General features: G+C 32.2%; 19 protein-coding genes. 15 read left to right on the top strand and 4 right to left on the bottom strand.

Translation table 11 applies throughout. From position 1 onward, the window contains the following. Window positions 1–9: 9 nt before the first annotated feature. The 9 genes from H6X70_RS13375 to H6X70_RS13415 are packed head-to-tail and all read left to right on the top strand — an operon-like array spanning window position 10 to window position 9,807. Window positions 10–1,278 carry an O-antigen ligase family protein gene (locus H6X70_RS13375; protein ID WP_194768195.1) on the top strand — a complete coding sequence of 423 codons (1,269 nt, stop codon included), beginning with the start codon at window positions 10–12 and terminating at the stop codon, window positions 1,276–1,278. Continuing rightward, window positions 1,268–2,515 (top strand): O-antigen ligase family protein, encoded by a 1,248-nt coding sequence (locus H6X70_RS13380; protein WP_194768196.1) that lies wholly within the window; start codon window positions 1,268–1,270, stop codon window positions 2,513–2,515. The genes H6X70_RS13375 and H6X70_RS13380 overlap by 11 nt, the downstream gene beginning before the upstream one ends. Next, complete coding sequence (locus H6X70_RS13385) at window positions 2,512–3,555, top strand: glycosyltransferase family 4 protein (protein ID WP_194768197.1); 1,044 nt, start codon at window positions 2,512–2,514, stop codon at window positions 3,553–3,555. Before H6X70_RS13380 ends, H6X70_RS13385 begins: the two co-directional genes overlap by 4 nt. After that, entirely contained in the window at window positions 3,552–4,700 is a 1,149-nt protein-coding gene (locus H6X70_RS13390) for a glycosyltransferase (RefSeq protein ID WP_194768198.1), read from the top strand. The genes H6X70_RS13385 and H6X70_RS13390 overlap by 4 nt, the downstream gene beginning before the upstream one ends. Window positions 4,701–4,702: 2 nt before the next feature. Continuing rightward, entirely contained in the window at window positions 4,703–5,737 is a 1,035-nt protein-coding gene (gene gmd / locus H6X70_RS13395) for a GDP-mannose 4,6-dehydratase (protein ID WP_194768199.1), read from the top strand. Further along, a complete protein-coding gene (locus tag H6X70_RS13400) occupies window positions 5,715–6,617 on the top strand; it encodes a GDP-mannose 4,6-dehydratase (RefSeq protein ID WP_228530372.1) in 903 nt (300 codons plus the stop codon). The genes gmd and H6X70_RS13400 overlap by 23 nt, the downstream gene beginning before the upstream one ends. Window positions 6,618–6,657: 40 nt before the next feature. Next, the gene (locus H6X70_RS13405) at window positions 6,658–7,644 is read left to right on the top strand and encodes a UDP-glucuronic acid decarboxylase family protein (protein ID WP_194768200.1); all 987 of its coding nucleotides are present in this window, start codon (window positions 6,658–6,660) and stop codon (window positions 7,642–7,644) included. After that, window positions 7,645–8,997 carry an undecaprenyl-phosphate glucose phosphotransferase gene (locus H6X70_RS13410; protein ID WP_194768201.1) on the top strand — a complete coding sequence of 451 codons (1,353 nt, stop codon included), beginning with the start codon at window positions 7,645–7,647 and terminating at the stop codon, window positions 8,995–8,997. Between the two features lie 15 nt (window positions 8,998–9,012). Then, window positions 9,013–9,807: a glycosyltransferase family 2 protein gene (locus H6X70_RS13415; RefSeq protein ID WP_194768288.1), complete on the top strand. Its 795-nt coding sequence runs from the start codon at window positions 9,013–9,015 to the stop codon at window positions 9,805–9,807. 354 nt (window positions 9,808–10,161) lie between these two features. Here H6X70_RS13415 and H6X70_RS13420 read toward each other — a convergent pair whose 3' ends face one another. Next, window positions 10,162–11,469 (bottom strand): phenylacetate--CoA ligase family protein, encoded by a 1,308-nt coding sequence (locus H6X70_RS13420; protein WP_194768202.1) that lies wholly within the window; start codon window positions 11,467–11,469, stop codon window positions 10,162–10,164. A 586-nt stretch (window positions 11,470–12,055) separates the two neighbouring features. Between H6X70_RS13420 and purD the strand changes: the two genes are divergently transcribed. Next, window positions 12,056–13,327: a phosphoribosylamine--glycine ligase gene (gene purD / locus H6X70_RS13425; RefSeq protein ID WP_194768203.1), complete on the top strand. Its 1,272-nt coding sequence runs from the start codon at window positions 12,056–12,058 to the stop codon at window positions 13,325–13,327. Here purD and H6X70_RS13430 read toward each other — a convergent pair. Then, complete coding sequence (locus H6X70_RS13430) at window positions 13,322–13,549, bottom strand: DUF6341 family protein (RefSeq protein WP_194768204.1); 228 nt, start codon at window positions 13,547–13,549, stop codon at window positions 13,322–13,324. The genes purD and H6X70_RS13430 overlap by 6 nt on opposite strands. Window positions 13,550–13,620: 71 nt before the next feature. Between H6X70_RS13430 and H6X70_RS13435 the strand changes: the two genes are divergently transcribed. After that, the gene (locus H6X70_RS13435) at window positions 13,621–14,544 is read left to right on the top strand and encodes a DUF6427 family protein (RefSeq protein ID WP_228530373.1); all 924 of its coding nucleotides are present in this window, start codon (window positions 13,621–13,623) and stop codon (window positions 14,542–14,544) included. Here H6X70_RS13435 and upp read toward each other — a convergent pair. Then, window positions 14,533–15,192 (bottom strand): uracil phosphoribosyltransferase, encoded by a 660-nt coding sequence (gene upp, locus H6X70_RS13440; RefSeq protein WP_194768289.1) that lies wholly within the window; start codon window positions 15,190–15,192, stop codon window positions 14,533–14,535. The two genes, H6X70_RS13435 and upp, sit on opposite strands and share 12 nt — an antisense overlap. A gap of 71 nt (window positions 15,193–15,263) precedes the next feature. On the opposite strand from upp, the gene H6X70_RS13445 reads away from it, so the two are divergent. Beyond that, window positions 15,264–15,869, top strand: a complete 606-nt coding sequence (locus H6X70_RS13445; RefSeq protein WP_194768206.1) for a DUF4254 domain-containing protein — start codon at window positions 15,264–15,266, stop codon at window positions 15,867–15,869. Between the two features lie 322 nt (window positions 15,870–16,191). After that, on the top strand, window positions 16,192–17,196 hold the full coding sequence (locus H6X70_RS13450) for a glycosyltransferase family 9 protein (protein ID WP_228530374.1): 1,005 nt from the start codon (window positions 16,192–16,194) through the stop codon (window positions 17,194–17,196). Window positions 17,197–17,448: 252 nt separating this feature from the next. On the opposite strand, the gene H6X70_RS13455 is transcribed toward H6X70_RS13450, so the two are convergent. Further along, window positions 17,449–18,507: a ferredoxin--NADP reductase gene (locus H6X70_RS13455; protein ID WP_194768207.1), complete on the bottom strand. Its 1,059-nt coding sequence runs from the start codon at window positions 18,505–18,507 to the stop codon at window positions 17,449–17,451. Between the two features lie 201 nt (window positions 18,508–18,708). On the opposite strand from H6X70_RS13455, the gene H6X70_RS13460 reads away from it, so the two are divergent. Further along, window positions 18,709–19,047 (top strand): PadR family transcriptional regulator, encoded by a 339-nt coding sequence (locus H6X70_RS13460; protein ID WP_194768208.1) that lies wholly within the window; start codon window positions 18,709–18,711, stop codon window positions 19,045–19,047. Window positions 19,048–19,049: 2 nt separating this feature from the next. Further along, entirely contained in the window at window positions 19,050–19,664 is a 615-nt protein-coding gene (locus tag H6X70_RS13465) for a hypothetical protein (RefSeq protein ID WP_194768209.1), read from the top strand. Window positions 19,665–19,686: the final 22 nt, after the last annotated feature.

Below are 19,686 nucleotides of genomic sequence, written 5' to 3' on the forward strand. Positions count from 1 at the left end.
TGTAAGTTAATGAAAATTAAATTCACTACTTTTTTTTGTCTTTTTCTATTTTTCTTGTCTTTCACACAGGCACTTACTATAAATATAGGATTCCCTTTAAAAATATCAGAGTTATTACTTATGGTGATAATTATTCTATATCTTTTTGTTGGATATTTGCCTAAAGAATATTTGTATATTGTTTTAAATAGCAAAAGTTTGGTTTTTTTTTTATTATGGGCACTTTTATCATTTGGTATAAATAGTTTTTGGCAATATGATTATTCTTTAAAAAAAATACCATTTAGATTAAATGCAATTGGAGATAGTTTTTTAAGGCTTTGTTACATATACTTGAATATTTTAGCATTTTTTATTAGTTGTTATTTTATTTCAAAAAGTACAAATATTTTAAAATATTTTGTGATTGGTGCAGTTATCGCAAGTTGTTATTCATGGTATTTATTTGTTTCTTCAGCCTTAGGTTTTCCTTATATAAAATTATTCGGAATGGAGTCATCTCCCCAAAAACTTTTTGGTATTATTAGATGTGGAACATTTAAGGAAGGTAATTTTTTAGGACTTTTTTTAATTTTATCAGCAGCAGTTGCTTTTTTTAAACAAAATCTTAAAGCAGGATGGTTTTTATTATTTACCATTATAACAACTATGTCTACAATTTCTATGGTTAGTGGAATTGTTTTTTTGATTTTTATTTACAGAAAAAAATTATTTACTGGAAAAGTTTTAATTATTTACCCTTTAATTATAATTTCTTGTTTGTTTTTTATTAAAACTGAATATTTTCAACGTTATGTTGAAAAAAAAATATTTCAACCAGTAAGCAACCTTACTACCTCAAATTTTTCTAAAGTAGATAGGTATATCACAGGAAGGATTGCTTACAAGGAGGGACTTGATAACCCACTTCTTGGTGTTGGGCCCTATAACTATGCTTTACATTACGATCATTATAATGATTATAAAAAAGTAGTAAAAAACCCTTCTAAATGGTTTGATAACTTTATAGCTAGAAACAATGTAAGAGGAATAACGAATAATGTATATTTAGAAGTATGGTCTGAATACGGTATTGTTGGTTTTATTATTTTTTTGTTTTTTTTAGTAAAAACAGTAATTATAGCTTTTAAAAACAAAGATGATTATATTACAGGAGGTATTATTGCAACCTTAATTTCTTTTAATGCTTTCCCATCTTTTATAATGTTATTCATTTGGGTGTTTTTTGCTATTCCATATGCTATGTGTTATCAAAAAAAAATATCGAATGTTTTTTAAAAACGTAAAAATGGTAAATGTTTCAATATATTTAATTGCGTTATTACCGTTATTATCTTTATTTATGGTAAGTATCGCCATTATTGCTTTTTCAATCGGAGCTTTACTTAATAGTTTTTATTACCAAAAAATAAAGCAAATAAAAATAGAGAGTTTAAAAGTTGTTTTATTATGTGTTTTACCATTTTTAATGTATTTGATTTCACTGTTATGGACAGAGGATTTTAATAGTGGATTAAAAATTATAGAAAAAAATTTAGCTTTTCTTATATTACCTTCAGTAGTGTTTGTTTTAAAACCATTTAAAACATGTGCTCAATTAAAAATATTTAAGAAAATATTTGTCTGTTCTGCTGCATTCTCCGTAATAATTACATCTTGTTATTTGCTCTTTAATTTGAGGGGTATTTTAACCGCGCAAAATGCTTATTCCATTAATATTAAGCTTCGTGAAAGTATCGAGTTAGTGCCAATTATAGGGGAGCATTCAATTTATTTTTCATTAATATTAGCATTAGCAATAGTGTTACTTTTTTTTAATAGTTTTAATTATAGGTGGTTAAATATAGCTTTATATGTGTTATTTATTTTAGGAATTAGTATAGCAAGTTCAAAGGGTGTAATTTTGGCTGTTTTATTAGTAGTAGTTGTAGGTGTCTTCCAGCGGTTTAGAAATATAAAAAAAGCTATAACAGTTCTATTCTTTTCTTTTTTATGTTTTGGGTTTATTGTTTATTTTTCACCAATTAAAGAACGTTTAAACGAAATTATAGAGTCTAAATATATCTACCCCGAAGGTGTTCATTATAATTCTTTTAACTTACGTATGGCTATATATAATTGCTCACTTTCGTTAATTAAGGATACACCGATAATAGGTTTTGCTCCTGCAGACACCCAAAAGCAATTGAATGAATGTTACAAAAAGTTTAATACAAATGCATTTTTTGAAAAAAATTACAATACGCACAATCAGTATTTTGATTATTTTTTATCATTTGGTATTTTAGGTTTAATGATAATTTTGTTTTCATTTACATATTTCTTAAGAATTGCTATTGTAAATAATAACTATGAGTATTTATGTTTTCTAACCTTATTCTATACTGCATTTCTTACTGAGAATATCTTGGTTAGAAATACGGGAATAGTTTTGTTTGTAACATTTAATTGTTTATTTGCATACTCAACTTTATTTACTAAAGAATTAAACCAAAATTTAAATTTGAAATCATGATTGTTATTAATGCTAGGTTTTTAACCCAAAAGATGACGGGAGTACAAAGATATGCTTTTGAAATATGCAATAGATTACCAAAAAAAATTGGAAATCATGAACTTATTTTTGTAGCTCCTAATGAACCTGTTGTAAATAAATTGGAAAATGATATTGATATTGTTTTTGTCGGGAAGCATAAAGGGCAATTATGGGACCAACTAAGTTTACCTGTATTTTTGAAGAAAAATAAAAACCCTTTGTTGCTAAATTTCGTAGGGATAGCACCGATATTTTATAAGAACAAAATAATGTTTTTATACGACTTGGCTTTTAAACATCACCCAGAATGGTTTTCATACTCTTTTCAGAAATTATATAATACCCTAATCCCTTTTAGTTTAAGTAATTCAAAGCGAATAGTTACAGATAGTAATTATGTGAAGCAAGATATTATTGAGACTTATAAAATTCTGGATAGAAAATTACATGTTATCTATGCAGCACCATCAGAGAAGTTTATCAATAAAAATTTAAAACGTGAAAAATTTATCCTAACGGTTTCTTCCATCGACCCAAGGAAAAATTTGAAACGTGTTATTGAAGCATTTAATAAAATAGACTCAGATTATAAACTTGTAATTGTAGGAAAAAAAAATAAAACATTTTCTAATGTTGGTTTAGATGAAGAAATTATTAATGATAATATTATCTTTACAGGATATTTGACAGATGAAGAATTGATTGACATATATAATACAGCGGAATTATTTATATATGCGTCTTTATTTGAGGGTTTTGGGATACCTCCTTTAGAAGCCCAGGCATGTGGATGTGCATGTATTATATCTAATGTGACTTCTTTGCCCGAAGTTTATGGTGATTCTGTTGAATATTTTGATCCTAATTCTGTAGATAATATAAAGTCTAAAATGGAGGAAGTTATTAATAATAAAGACACAATTGATAAAATTAAAAACCTTAGTGCTTTAAACTTAAAACGCTATAATTGGGATGATTCAACCAGTAAATTGAAATGTATAATTGAAGAATTAATATGAAAAAAGCATTAATCCATGATTGGTACACCGTTTACGGTGGAGCAGAAAGATGTGTTGAAAGTTTTACTAACATTTGGGACGATTTTGATCATTTTTCTTTGATTGATGACTTATCACAGAAGAATAGAGATATTATTTTAAAAGGGAAACAGACAAAAAATACATTTATTCAAAAACTGCCGTTTGGTAAAACAAAATACAGAAGTTATTTACCTCTTTTTCCTTTAGCCATTGAAGAGTTAGATTTAAATGATTATGATTTAATTATTTCGTCATCTTCATCAGTTGCAAAAGGAGTATTAACGCGCCCAAATCAATTTCACATATCTTATGTTTATTCGCCGGTAAGATATGCTTGGGACTTATATTCTCAATATATTAAAGAAGCAAAATTAGATAAAGGAATTAAAGGCTTTATTGCTAGATATTTTTTATTTAAGTTAAGATTATGGGATTATTCTACGGCAAATAGGCCTAATCAATATATAGCTATTTCTAATTATGTAGCAAAAAGAATTAAAAAAATTTATAACAAAGAATCAATTGTTATATATCCACCAGTTGACACCAATTCTTTTACTCTAACAACTGAAACAAGTGATTATTATATTACTTGTTCGAGAATGGTTCCTTACAAAAGAATTGATCTCATAGTTGAGACATTTTCTAAAATTGGCAAAAAATTAATTGTTGTAGGAGATGGGCCTGATTTTAAAAAAATAAAGAAATTAGCTAAATCCAATGTTGTACTTAAAGGGTATGTTGAAAAAGAAGAGATGCAAAGGTTGTTAATGCATGCTAGAGCTTTTATTTTTGCTGCTGAGGAAGATTTTGGTATAGCCCCAATTGAAGCTCAAGCTTGCGGCGTTCCTGTAATCGCCTATGGTAAAGGAGGTGCTCTTGAAACGATAAAAGGAGTATTTCCAAGTAACAAAAATGTTAATGAAGAGATAACAGGTGTTTTCTTTGAGCGACAAAGTGTTAATGCTTTAGAAGAGGCTTTGATTTATTTTGAGAAAAACGAATCTTTATTTGTTAAAAAAAATATTAGAAAAAATGCAGAGCTTTTTAGTATAGAACGATTTGAAAAAGAATTTAAAAATACAGTAGAAACATTATATAATAATTGGAAAGAAAATAAATAAAAATGAAAAAAGCCATAATAACGGGAATTACAGGGCAAGATGCAGCATATTTAGCAGAACTTTTACTAGGCAAAGGGTATAAGGTTTTTGGAACATATAGAAGAACAAGTTCTACCAATTTTTGGAGAATAGAAGAGCTTGGAGTAGATCAGCACCCAAATTTAACTTTATTAGAATATGACTTAATTGATTTATCCAGTGCGTATAGAATTATTTCAGAAATTGAGCCAGATGAAATATACAATTTAGCAGCACAAAGCTTTGTAGGAGTTTCTTTTACCCAGCCTATAGCAACTGCACAAATTACGGGTGTTGGTGCAATGAATTTATTGGAAGCTATAAGAACCATAAATCCAAAGATTAAATTTTATCAAGCCTCTACTTCTGAAATGTTTGGTAAGGTTCATGCTATTCCCCAGAAAGAAGATACACCGTTTCACCCTAGAAGCCCTTATGGTGTCGCTAAAGTTTTTGCTCATTGGGCCACTTTAAATTATCAAGAGTCGTATAATTTATTTGCGACAAGTGGTATATTATTTAACCACGAATCGCCTTTAAGAGGGAAAGAGTTTGTAACTAGAAAAATTACAGATGCTGTTGCTAAAATTCATTTAGGAAAACAAGATTTTTTAGAATTAGGAAATATGGATGCTAAAAGAGATTGGGGTTATGCAAAGGAATATGTAGATGGTATGTATCGCATGTTACAAATTGATGAGCCAGGAACCTTCGTGCTTGCTACGAACAAAACACAAACAGTTAGAGATTTCGTTACTTTAGCTTTTAATGCTGTTGATGTAGATATTCAATGGAAAGGGGAAGCGGAGAATGAAATTGGATTGGATGCTGCAACAGGAAAAGAATTAATAAAAGTCAACCCTAAGTTTTATCGTCCTGCAGAAGTAGAGTTGTTAATTGGAGATGCTTCCAAAGCAAATGAAAAATTAGGATGGAAACCTAAAACAACATTAAAAGAGTTGTGTGATATGATGGTGAAAAAAGATATAGAAAGAAATGAAAATGGTGGAACTTTCTAAGAAAAAAGTATTTATTACTGGGATTAGTGGTTTTACGGGAATTCATCTCGAAAAACATTTAATAAATGAGGGTTTTGATGTTTATGGGTCAACATTAGCACAAGCAGATAATCCAAAACATTTGTCTTGTAATATTTTAAATGAACAAGACCTGTTTGAAACTTTAAGATTTGTTAAACCTGATTATATAATACATTTAGCTGCTGTCTCTTTTGTAGCATCTGAAAATATGCAAAATATTTATAATGTAAATATTTTTGGAACTTTGAATTTATTAGAGGCAATTGAAAGGTTGAACTATATTCCTGATAAAATATTAATTGCGAGTAGTGGAGCTGTTTATGGAAATAGGGAGGGAGAGTTGGACGAGTCAATGTGTCCGCAACCTGTTAACCATTATGGGAATAGTAAGTTGGTTATGGAAAATATGATTCGTTCTTATTTTGACAGACAAAATATAGTGATTACTAGACCTTTTAATTATACTGGTGTTGGTCAAGAATCTCATTTTTTAGTACCTAAAATAGTGTCACATTTTAAAGAGAATAAGTCAGAGATTGCCTTAGGAAATATAGATGTTTATAGAGAGTTTAATGATGTTAGTTTTGTTGTAGAATGCTACGAAAAACTGATAAAGAGTGATGTGAAGTCAGAAATTGTAAATGTTTGTAGTGGTAGTGCTATAAATATAAAAGAAATTATTAGTGTTTTAGAGGGACTTTCTAGGCGTAAAATAAGTGTTACTATAAACCCTAAATTTGTTAGAAAGAATGAAATCCAAACGCTCTGTGGTTCTAGAAAAAAATTAAATTCAATAATTGGTGATTTTCATAGAAATTATGATATAGAAAACACATTAAGTAAAATGTTTAATCATTAAAATTATTGATCCACTTTTCGATTAAGTAGCTCATTATATTATGAAAAAAGTTCTAATAACAGGAGCAGCAGGATTTTTAGGCTCGCATTTATGCGATCGCTTCATCGGTGAAGGTTATGCCGTTATTGGCATGGATAACTTTATTACGGGAGATAAAAAGAACCTGGCTCATTTAGAACAGCACCTCCATTTTCAATTTATTGAACACGACGTTACCGAGTTTGTGTCCATTGAAGGTGATTTAGATTATATTTTACATTTTGCATCGCCAGCTAGCCCTATTGATTATTTAAAAATCCCTATTCAAACGTTAAAGGTAGGCTCATTAGGTACCCATAATTTGTTGGGCTTGGCTAAAGCTAAAGGAGCACGAATTCTTATTGCTTCGACATCTGAGGTTTATGGCGACCCCTTAGTGCATCCTCAAAATGAAGATTACTATGGTAATGTGAATACCATTGGCCCTCGCGGGGTTTATGATGAGGCCAAGCGATTCCAGGAATCCATCACTATGGCTTACCATCGTTTTCATGGTTTAGAAACCCGTATTGTTCGTATATTTAACACTTATGGACCAAGAATGCGCCTAAATGATGGCCGTGTAATTCCTGCTTTTATGGGGCAGGCTTTACGAGGTGAAGATTTAACTATTTTTGGTGAAGGTTCGCAAACCCGATCCTTTTGTTATGTAGGCGATCAGGTAGAAGGGATTTACAGATTGCTATTAAGTGATTATACAGGACCTGTAAATATTGGGAACCCGCATGAGATCTCAATTAAAGACTTTGCAGAGGAAATTATAAAATTAACAGGAACTGCTCAAAAAGTTATCTATAAAGATTTACCTGTTGATGACCCCATGCAAAGGCAACCTGATATTACATTGGCGAAACGTGTGTTAGGCTGGGAACCCCAAATAGGTCGTGCTGAAGGCATGCAAATAACCTACAATTATTTTAAGGGTTTAACACCTGATGAACTCTATAAAAGTGAACATAAAGATTTTAAAAATCATATAAAAAAATAAGTGGAATACAAAAGAAGCAGATATTCAGGGTATATAAAGCCGCTCTTTGGGTTTATAGATTTAATCATTATTAATTTGGCGGTTTTTTTCTTCGACATTAACCTAACAGATGTCTATGTATTTTGTGTCTATATTTCTTTGTTGTGGGTAGTCATTGCTATTAAAAACCATTTTTATGAAATAGAAAGACACACCAAATTAATTCAAATTATACCCTTGCTTTTTAGGCAGATTATCATTTTTGCTGTTGTGCTATACGCGTTTATAGGGTTTTTTAAGCAGCCTAGTATCAGTAGGTTGTCTTTGGTTTACTATATTTTGGCTGTGTTTGCATGTATAAGTGCATTTAAATTAATAAGTACTTTTTTGTTAAAAAAGTACCGAACGGTTTTTGGTGGAAATATTAGAAACGTAATTGTAATTGGTAGTAACGAAAAAACCAGACAATTAATAAAAACCTTTAAAAGACGTGCTGATTTTGGATACAGTTTTAAAGCTAAATTTAGTGTAAATGATCATGGCTTTAGTTTAGAAAAGTGTTACCACTATATTATTGCAAATAATATTGATGAAATTTATTTTTCTGTAGCCGAATTATCTAATAAACAGATTAATAGTTTAATCGATTTTGCAGATAATAATTTAAGAGAATTAAAGTTTATTCCCGATAATAAGGATATTTATTCCAAACGTTTAAAGTATCAGTATTACGATTACATCCCTATTTTATCGATAAGGGCGATCCCTTTACAAGAACCAGGAAATAAATTTGTTAAAAGAGTGTTTGACATCCTGTTTTCATCTTTTGTTATTGTTTTTTTACTGTCTTGGTTAACGCCTATCATCGCTATTTTAATCCGATTAGAATCTAAAGGCCCCATATTTTTTAAGCAATCTAGAAATGGTTTTAACTATCAAGAATTCGATTGTTATAAATTTAGATCCATGAGGCCTAATAAAGATGCGCACTTGCATCAGGCAACTAAAGGCGACATGCGTATTACAAAGGTGGGAGCATTTATTCGAAAAACCAGTATCGATGAATTGCCTCAATTTTTTAATGTTTTGTTTGGCGATATGTCTGTGGTAGGACCGCGTCCGCATATGGTTAGTCATACCAGTATGTATGCCCAACGCGTTGATAAGTTTATGGTGCGTCATTTTGTGAAACCTGGTATTACAGGAATGGCTCAGATTAGTGGTTTTAGAGGTGAAATAGAAACCGATAAAGATATTATTAACCGTGTGAAATACGACATCTTCTATATTGAAAACTGGTCACTTTTATTAGATATTAAAATCACCATTCAAACATTTTTAAATGCGATTAAAGGTGAAGAAAAAGCTTATTAATCATCCACTGTAGTGATGCAGCCTTTGGTTTCTGTAATAACACCCATGTTTAATTCTGAAGCTTTTATTTCAGAAACTATTCGTAGTGTGATTAGTCAGACCTATCTAAATTGGGAATTGCTTTTAATTGATGATGCTTCTGAAGATGCTACTTTGCAAGTCATTCAGCCTTTTTTAGAAAACCATGCCAACATCAAACTTTATAAAAACCCTAAAAATTTAGGAGCTGCTGTGTCCCGTAATTTAGGCATTGAAGCTGCACAAGGCGATTTTATAGCCTTTTTAGATGCCGATGACCTGTGGAAACCTAATAAACTGGAGCTACAGGTTAAGTTTATGCAAACTGAAAACTGTGCCGTTAGTTTTTCTACTTACTATTTTATCGATGCTAACGGAAATCCATTGAAGAAACGCGCTAATGCGTTACCAGTCTTAACTTACGAAAAACTTCTAAAAAGTAATTACATTGGGAATTTAACAGGGATGTATAATGTGAAAAAGTTAGGTAAAATAACTACTCCAAATCTACGTAAGCGTCAGGATTGGTTGTTGTGGTTAGCGGCGATTAAAAAATCGGGGCAACCTGCTTTGGGAATTCCGTCGTCTTTAGCATACTACCGGGTTAGAAAAGACTCCATGTCGGCCAATAAATTTGAATTGCTTAAACATAATTATTGGGTATATCATAAAGGCTTGGGTTATTCTAAATTAAAATCTTTGTACTGTATGTTGGTGTTTTTAGTGGAGCATTTTTTTGTGAAGGCTAAGTTGGTTGAGAAGTTGAGTAGTAATAAAGTTATAAAGTTATAAAGTTATAAGGTTATATAGTTATAAAGTTAGGTGGTTAAGGAGCTAATAGCTAAGCAGTCTTAGGCATGCTCAGCTTGAAATTTTTGGTTCTATTTAAGAACATGGATCGGTATAAACATTTATTTATTACTGTTTTTCTTAATCTACAGGGTGTTCGAGCGGCGTCGAGAAGTACACTTTAAACTTGTTGTTTTACGTCACCTTGAATTTATTTCAGGGGTATCAAAAGTACAGAATACTTTTTATGTAATTGCTCTGTCATTCCCACGCTAGGAGGAATCCCAGAATAACGTAGTAAAGATTCTTCATTACGCTACGCTTCAATCTGATTGATAATGCGTTACTTTAAAAAACCTATAAATAAGACGTGAACTGCTTGAGTTTTCCCCGGTTGGAACGGTTTAAACTTGTTTTCTGTTCAAAAAGAATTGAGAGCTGAGGTTCTAAATATTTAGAGATGGCTTTTCTAATGGCTTCAAGTTTGTCTTCCGAAAGGGTTTCGGTACTCACATAGCTAATTTTAAACGTGTTTAATTTTAATTGTTCAATAACAAATTCTTTTACGGGGCTTGAATCTTCAATAATCGTTTTTGTAACATAATAAAAACTGAGTCCAGCTGCTGTTTTTCCGCTTGGTAATTGCACGAGATCACTGGTTCTGCCTTGAAGACTTTCAAGAATCGGTTTACTGGGCGTGCTGTTTTTTGATAATGTGCCAATATCACCTAAATCGTAACGAATAAAAGGATGTGCTTTGTTAAATAGCGAAGTGATTACCACGCGTCCCGTTTCACCGTAAGGCAAAATGGTGTTTTCTTCATCTAGAATTTCAACATATAAATCTTCGTTATTAATCAACCATTCGTTTTTACTGTTCTGAAAGGCGATGAGGCCTAATTCGGCAGCGCCATATTCATTAATCACTGGAACGCCAAATTGTGTTTCTAAAAGGGTTTTATCCGATTCAAAAAGCATTTCAGAAGTAACAATACAAGCTTTTAGAGTCGGGCATACTGTTTTTAAAACGATGTTGTTTTTCTGAAGGTATTTAGCAAACTGAACAATGGCACTGGTATAGCCATTAATATATTCAAAAGGAGTGGTTTTAAATTTTTCAACATTTTTTCCAAGCTGTACATCGCTTAAATCAAATACTGAAAAACGGTAACGGTTGCTTAATTTATCTTTCAAACGTTCCTTGTAATAGCCTTTTTTATCCAAAGGAATTCCATAAAAACGGGCTTGTTTCGAGTGTTGAATATCGATATTAAACCAATTATATCGGTCTATAAAATTGGCCCAGGTTAAGGCGTGGCAAAATTTATCTTTAGCAAAAATAAAAGGCGTTCCAGAAGAACCGGAAGTTTTGTGGAAATGGCAGTTGGTTTTAGAAAAACCATTTGATAAGCGCTTAGTCAAAGGGGTTTGTAAATCACTTTTGGTCATTACGGGGAGGCTATTCCAATTGGTAAATCCTTCAGTATTTACAAAGTTTTTATAAAACGTATTATGTTTTAAGTGGTAATTAACTATGGCTTGTTTTTTAGCTTCAATGTAAGTTTCATAATTATTATCCACACGATTTTGAATGCTTTTTAGCACACGGGAAGCTTCCTTTATAGGAAAGCCGTTTAATTGTAAGGACAGGTTAAATAAATTCATGTAAATCGAGCCAAAAAATCAAAGCTAAAGATAAAAGTAATATCCAAAACGGTTTTATAGAAAAAATATAATGATACAATCTTATTCAAAAAACTTCTCGACTCCGCTCGAAGACCGTTACCTTTTGAACTTATTTTAATCCTTTATTATTAGGGTGTTCGAGCGAAGTCGAGAACATATACATTTGAATGAAATAGTCTGTTATTTTTACATTCATTTAGCTTGGATAGTTTACTGATTTACTAATCTTATTCAAAAACCTTCTCGACCCCGCTCGAAGACCGTTACCTCGTGAACTTATTTTAATGCTTCATTATTAGGGTGTTCGAGCGAAGTCGAGAACATTTTAGATTAGAATGAACAGTCTGTTATTTTTGCATTCATCTAACATGGATAGTTTACTGATTTACAAATCTTATTCAAAAACCTTCCCGACTCTGCTCGAAGACCGTTGCTCTGTGAATTTAGAATAAAAAATCAGAAAAAAACACATCTGTTTTCGTGGCTAATTCTAAAAAGCCCTTATTTTTGCAACCATATAATTTAAAGCCATTCTCATGTAAATGAGAATCTAAAAAACAACACCATGCGTATTTTAATTCTTGGTTCTGGCGGAAGAGAACACACTTTTGCTTGGAAAATTGCTCAAAGTCCTAAATGTGAACAGTTATTCGTAGCTCCTGGAAACTCAGGAACTGCCGAAATTGCTACCAATGTTAATATTGGAGTTACCGATTTTCCTGCTATTAAAGCCTTAGTTTTAGAACATAAAATCGATATGGTAGTGGTAGGTCCCGAAGATCCGTTAGTGCAAGGTGTTCACGATTTCTTTTTGAACGATGCTGCCATTAAACACGTTTCGGTAATTGGACCACAAAAAGCAGCTGCCGAGTTAGAAGGTAGTAAAGAATTTGCAAAAGAATTTTTATACCGTCATAATATTCCAACAGCGGCTTACGAGAGTTTTACAAAAGATAACGTTGAAAAAGGTTATGCGTTTTTAGAAACTTTACAACCACCTTACGTTTTAAAAGCAGACGGTTTAGCGGCTGGAAAAGGTGTGGTTATTTTAAATGATTTAAATGAAGCCAAAGCAGAACTAAAAAGTATGCTGGTTGATGCAAAATTTGGTGCAGCAAGTACTAAAGTGGTTATAGAAGAGTTTTTAGACGGTATCGAGCTAAGTTGTTTTGTTTTAACCGATGGCAAAAATTATAAAATCTTACCAACAGCTAAAGATTACAAGCGTATTGGCGAAGGCGATACAGGTTTAAATACAGGCGGTATGGGAGCTGTTTCTCCAGTGCCTTTTGCAACCGACGAATTTTTAAGCAAAATTGAAGAGCGTATCGTTAAACCTACGATTGGCGGCTTTAAAAAAGATAATTTACCTTATGTAGGTTTTGTTTTTATTGGCCTTATAAAAGTAGGCGACGATCCTAAAGTGATTGAATATAACGTGCGTATGGGCGACCCAGAAACCGAGGTTGTTTTACCGCGATTAAAAAATGATTTTGTTGATATTCTTCAAGCTATGGCTGAAGGTACTTTAGATAAAATTAATATTGAAATAGACGAACGTGCTGCAACTACTATCATGTTAGTTTCTGGAGGTTATCCGGAAGCTTATGAAAAAGGTAAAGAAATTACAGGAATTGAAGCTGTTGAAGATTCGATACCATTTCATGCAGGTGCGGTTATAAAAGATGGTAAAATTGTAACTTCTGGCGGACGCGTTATGGCAATTACTTCGTATGGAGATACCTACCAAGAGGCCATAAAAAAATCTTACCAAAATATAGAAAAACTACATTTTGATAAGATGAATTATCGTAAAGATATCGGTTTCGATTTATAAATACGAGTGCGAAGAAATGCTTTTGTCTTCTTCGTTATTGTCGTTAAATCCTTTTAATTGGATCATCCAATAAACCATGGCAACAAAGCCAATAATGATGAAAATCCAAGAAACCATGTTTGCTAAAAACCAATTTTCAAGCTCTAGAGCACGAATAGCATCTAAAGGTTTAAAAAGAACATTAACAAATAAATCTTGTATCGCGTAAAAGAAATCTTTCATGTTAGTTTGTTTATTATGCGCTAACCATATATAGTTAGTATATTTACGAAGCAAAAATACAAAAACAGTTAATGTTAACAAGCTTTTTTAATAAATCTAAACCAATAAATTTCATCATCGTGTTTTTTATCACGCTATTAGCTTTTGTTATGGCGCGCATAAATATACCGTTAGAAGGAATGGATTCTTTTTTTGTTGCTAAGCAAGTTGGTGTGCTTTTCATGCTTTATGGCTCTATTTTAGTCCTTAATTTTATAGTTAATAAGAACAGCTTAACGGTTAATAATAATTATGAAATTTTACTTTTTAGTCTTTTCATATTATTTATAACACAAACAACAAGCTACCCGAATGTTATTTTTGCCAACTTTTTTGTGTTATTAGGCCTGCGACGTATTATTAGTTTGCATTCGCAAAAAGAGGTTAAAAAGAAACTTTTTGACGCAGCCTTTTGGATTGGTATTGCGGCCTTGTTTTATTTCTGGTCCATTCTGTTTTTTGTGCTAATCCTTTTATCTTTAGCGTTGTATACCGATAATAACCTTAGGCATTGGATTATTCCTTTTCTAGGCATTTTTACCGTTTTTTTAATAGGTTCGGCACTTTCTGTGGTTTTATACGATAGCTATTTCGAGATTTTTCATTTTTCAACAGCTATTAGTTACGATTTTAGTCCCTATAATTCCATTACCTATTTAATAGCCATTACCGTACTTGTTTCTTTTGGTGTTTGGTCCTCCTTTTATTATTTAAAAAATATTAAAAAGAAGAAAAAGGTGTTTCGCGTTTCCTTTAAAACGGTAGTCTTAGCTGCTGTTATTGGTGCTTTAATAGTGGTGTTTGTACCCGAAAAAAACGGTAGCGAGTTTTTGTTTTTATTTACACCTTTAGCTATTATTATCGCGAATTATGTTGAAATTATTCAAGAAAAATGGTTTAAAGAAATCTTTTTGGCTGTACTTATCTTGGTGCCTTTTATCTTATTAATGCTGTAGTTTTTCACCAAAAGCCAAATCGCCAGCATCACCAAGTCCTGGAATAATATAGCCCTTACTGTTTAGTTTTTCATCAATAGTGCCAATCCATAAATGCACATTGGCATCAAAATGATTGCTTATAAAATCGACGCCTTCTTGTGCACCAATCACACTTATTAAATGAATTTCTTTTGGGGTTCCAAAACCTTTTAAAGCTTCAAAAGTGGCCACCATCGATTGTCCGGTAGCCAACATGGGGTCGGCTAGAATAAGGGTTTTGTTTTCCAAACTTGGGCAGGCTAAATATTCCACCACAATTTCGAAACTTTCAGGGTTTTGTTTGTGCTGTCGGTATGCCGAAATAAAGGCGTTTTCAGCGGTATCAAAATAATTCAATAAACCATTGTGCAAGGGAATCCCAGCGCGTAAAATGGAACATAAAACGATGTTGTTTGTGGGTAATGCCGTTGGACTAATGCCTAAGGGTGTTTTAATGTTTTCGGTTTGATAATCTAGAGATTTACTCATCTCATAAGCTAGAATTTCACCTATGCGTTCAATATTTCGCCTAAATCGCATGGCATCCTTTTGAATATCAACCTGTCTTAATTCAGAAAGAAAGGTGTTAAGTATCGAATTTTCAATTGATAAATTGCGAATTTTCATGGCTTCAAATTGTGTTTTCATTAGTAAAGTTAACGAATTATAAATATCTTTGCATTTTAAAATTAAAGACTATGTTTACTACAAAAGCGAATAAAATATTTCAGGAGGTTATCGAAAAATATCACATTATAAATACGGTCGATCAGCCTTTTGAAAATGCCTATCCAGAAAGTGAATTATTAGAGCATTTATTATACAGAAAATGTTGGATTGATACTGTGCAATGGCATTATGAAGATATTATTCGCGACCCGCAAATCGACCCTGTTGCAGCACTGACTTTAAAGCGCCAGATTGATGCTTCAAATCAAGACAGAACCGATATGGTGGAGTATATTGACAGTTACTTTTTAGAAAAATATAAAGATGCTCCTGTAAAAAAAGACGCGACTATTAATACCGAAAGTCCGGCTTGGGGTGTAGATAGATTGTCTATTTTAGCTTTAAAAGTGTACCACATGCATGAAGAGGCGACTCGTAGCGACGCTTCCGCGGAACACAAAGCTGCTTGTCAGAAAAAATTAGATGTTTTATTAGAACAACGTGTCGATTTATCAACTGCAATTGATACCCTTTTAAGTGATATTGAAAAAGGCGATAAATACATGAAAGTGTACAAGCAAATGAAAATGTACAACGATGATGAATTAAATCCTGTACTTCGTTCTCAAAAATAAATGCATAAAAGCCATTTTGTGATTCTTGGTTTGTAACTTAGAGGAGTATCGAAATGAAAATATATTTTCATTGAATATGAGTGGTGTATGGTAAAAAGGTGTTCGTTACACCCCTATAATCCCCTCTAGGGGATAACTATACGTAATCAATTCAACTTTTTAAAAACATTGATAAAGTAGTTTAAAAATGTTTTAATTCTAAAGACCTTTGGAAAGGATTGTCCCCTTGAGGGGATTTTAGGGGTGTTTTATATTTTTTGTAAACCTTAATCACAAATTACATCAACTGTAGCTTGTCGAAGACTTTTTCAACTGAAATTCCATGCCAAATACAAAACATATATTAGCAATACGTCTCTCTGCTATGGGAGACGTTGCTATGTCTGTGCCTGTGCTTCGGGCGCTTATTCAGCAGCATCCAGAGGTTGAAGTTACGGTTTTAACCCGAGCATTTTTCAAACCTTTTTTTAGAGATATTCCTCGAGTTAAAATCGTTTCCGCAGAGGTTAAAGGAAAACATAAGGGCGTTTTCGGACTTTATAAATTAGCTAAGGAACTCAACCAGAATGCCTTTTATGGGGTTGCCGATTTGCACCATGTTTTACGAAGTAAAATTTTAAAACAGTTTTTAAAATGCAAACGTTTTGTGTCTTTAGATAAAGGCCGAGCAGAAAAGCGTTTATTGATTTATGGCGAAAAATTTGAAGCTTTAAAAACAACGCATCAACGCTACGCCGATGTGTTTGAAAAATTAGGTTTTCCTGTCGATCTTTCAAATCCGAGTTTCCCAAAACGCGTGGTTTTAGGTCAGACTTTACAAAGGTTAATTGGTCGCGATTCTAAAAAATGGATTGGCGTTGCGCCTTTTGCAGCTCATGAAGGCAAAATGTATCCGCTACCTTTAATGAAACAGGTTGTTAAGGCACTTTCACAAAAGTATACCGTGATTCTTTTTGGTGGTGTAAGTGATGTTGAAGCTTTAAACACTTTTGAAAACGGCATCAATTTGGCTGGAAAGCTCACTTTTGATGAAGAATTAGATGTCATTTCAAACCTTGATGCCATGCTTTCTATGGATTCTGGAAACGCACATTTAGCGGCCATGCTGGGTGTAAAAGTGGTCACTATTTGGGGGGTTACTCATCCTTTTGCTGGTTTTGGGCCGTTTAATCAGCTAGAAGATTTTGCACTTATAGCCGATAGAACACAGTTTCCTAAAATACCAACTTCAGTATACGGGAACAGTTACCCAGAAGATTATAAAGACGCTGCTGGAAGCATTGCTCCAGAAGTTGTGGTTGCTAAACTGCAGGATGTTGTAGGGTAGGTTTTGGTTACTGGTTTTTAGTTATTAGTTAATTGTTGCTAGTTGTTGGTTATTGGTTTGTTGTAATTGGTTTTAATTCAACTTTGCAAAAAACAACGGTGACAATAATAGCTTAAAATAATGTGCTATTTCTACAGAATCTGGTTTGGAATATCCCCTAGAGGGGATTATAGGGGTGTTTTAAACGTTAATAAGTTTTTACTGCACGAGTAACAGTTAAACAATTACACAAATCAACAAATCAAATCAAAATTAAACATCATCAAAATCAATTGTAATGGTTGGGGTTGTTGGGTGCGCTTGACAAGTTAAAATTAAACCTTCTGCTACTTCGCTTTCGGTTAAAATATTGTTTTGACGCATGGTAGCTTCGCCTTCTGTAATTCGGGCTAAACAGCTGCTGCAAATACCACCTTGACAAGAATATGGGGCGTCTAAATCTTCATCTAGAGCGGCTTCAAGAATGGTTTGTTTTTGAGACATTTCAAAAGTAGTAGTTTCATCATCAACGGTTACCGTTATTTTTGATGTGCCTGAAGCTTGTGTTTCAGTGGGTTCAACTTCGGCAGGTTTTGCGGCTTTAAAAAGTTCGTAATGAATTCGAGAGGCATCTGTATTATGTTCTGTTAAAACATCTTTCACCGTATGAATCATGGCTTCTGGTCCGCAAAGGTAATAAGCATCTACTTCAACGTGTTTATGTTCGTTTTTAATAACGTAATTCACGGTGCTTTTTTCAATTCTTCCAAAAATAGCATCGTCTTCATCTTGTTGACTAAATACAAACTGAATTGAAAAACGATCTTTATAAGCGTGTTGAAGCTCTAAAAGTTCGTTTAAAAACATAGTGTCTTCAGTAGTTTTATTACCGTAAACTAAAATAACTTTACTGTGCACTTCTTCTTCCAAAGCACATTTTATAATGCTTAAAACAGGAGTAATTCCGCTTCCTGCAACAAAAGCAGCAATGTTTTTAGTTTTAGAGTCGTTGGGTTCAAAAATAAAGCGCCCCTTTGGTGGAGCAACTTCAAGCGTGTCGCCAACTTTTAGGCTGTTATTAGCATAGGCCGAAAAGGTGCCGTCTTCTATTTCTTTAATAGCCACTTTAAGTTCGCCACTTTTAGGTGATACACAAAGTGAGTAATCCCGACGTACTTCATGGCCATCGATTTCGGTTTTTAAAGTTATGTATTGTCCCGCTCTAAAAGCGAAGGTCTCTTTAAGGTTTTCAGGAACATTAAAAGAAATACTAATGGCTTTTGGAGTTTCTCTTTTTATGTTTTTTACCGAAAGTTTGTGAAATGATGCCATGCAAATTTATTTTTAGCAAAAATAGTGAAGCCTTTAAAAATTAGGATGTTTTTTTAATAAAATTAACGCGTAAGAAAAATATTAAAATGTACTTTGTGTGTTTCTAGTAAGTAGGTAATTAATACACTTTCTGTTAATGTGTTTAATTTTCTTATACATAATTTATTTATGTATAAGAAAATTATGTAAATTTGAATTGTTATGAAAAAATCTAATCTATATAAAGGCAGTTTAACCACTATTATTTTGAAACTCTTAAACGAGAATGATAAAATGTATGGTTATGAGATTACTCAAAAGGTAAAAGAGCTTACAAAAGGAGAGCTTAAAATTACTGAAGGTGCACTTTATCCATCGTTACATAAGTTGGAATCCGAAGGTTATTTGGATGTTGAGGTTTTAAAAGTTGATAATAGAATGCGTAAATATTATAAACTTACGGAGACAGGCACAAAGGAAACAGCTAATAAACTTAATGAGTTGGAACAATATATTGCAACCATGAGAACTTTGGTAAACCCTAAATTTAGAATGGGATAATTATGAAATTAACGACAGATGAAATTAAGCAGATTGAAAAATTCCTTGATGTAAAAGGGATTGTTTATGTTGATTTGAGAATCGAAATTTTGGATCATTTAATACTGCAAATAGAAGATGAAATGAATAACCACGGAGTTGACTTCGAATATGCTTTTGTTCAGGTTACTAAAAAATGGAATTCTTATTTTAATAATAGCAGTAGTTTGCTGTTTGGGTTAACCTTTTCTGCGCCTAAACTCGTTATTGATAAAGCAAAAAAAATATATTTGAAGTATTTCATAATTTATATGCTAACATGCTTCTTTCTGCCTTTTATAAATGATGAAGTAGAAATATCCACATTCTTAACTTGTGTACTTGTCGGAATTATACTTTTATTTTCTGTTATTTCAATTATTAAGTTTAATAAAATTAGAAAGTCTAGTGAAAAGACAGTTTATAGTTTTATTGCTAAAACTCAAATATGGAGTGTTATTACTTACCCTTTAATTATAATTGTTGTTTTTCAAGGTTTGTATACTTCGTTATGGCTTTTGTTTAATAGTTTCATATTTCTTTATTGTTCTATTGTGTTTTTAAAGAAGCACCAAAAAATCATAAAGCAGTTTAATTAAAAGTTTTATATTCCATTATAAA

The sequence above is a fragment of the Tamlana sp. I1 genome (assembly GCF_015355625.1).
GTDB lineage: Bacteria > Bacteroidota > Bacteroidia > Flavobacteriales > Flavobacteriaceae > Pseudotamlana.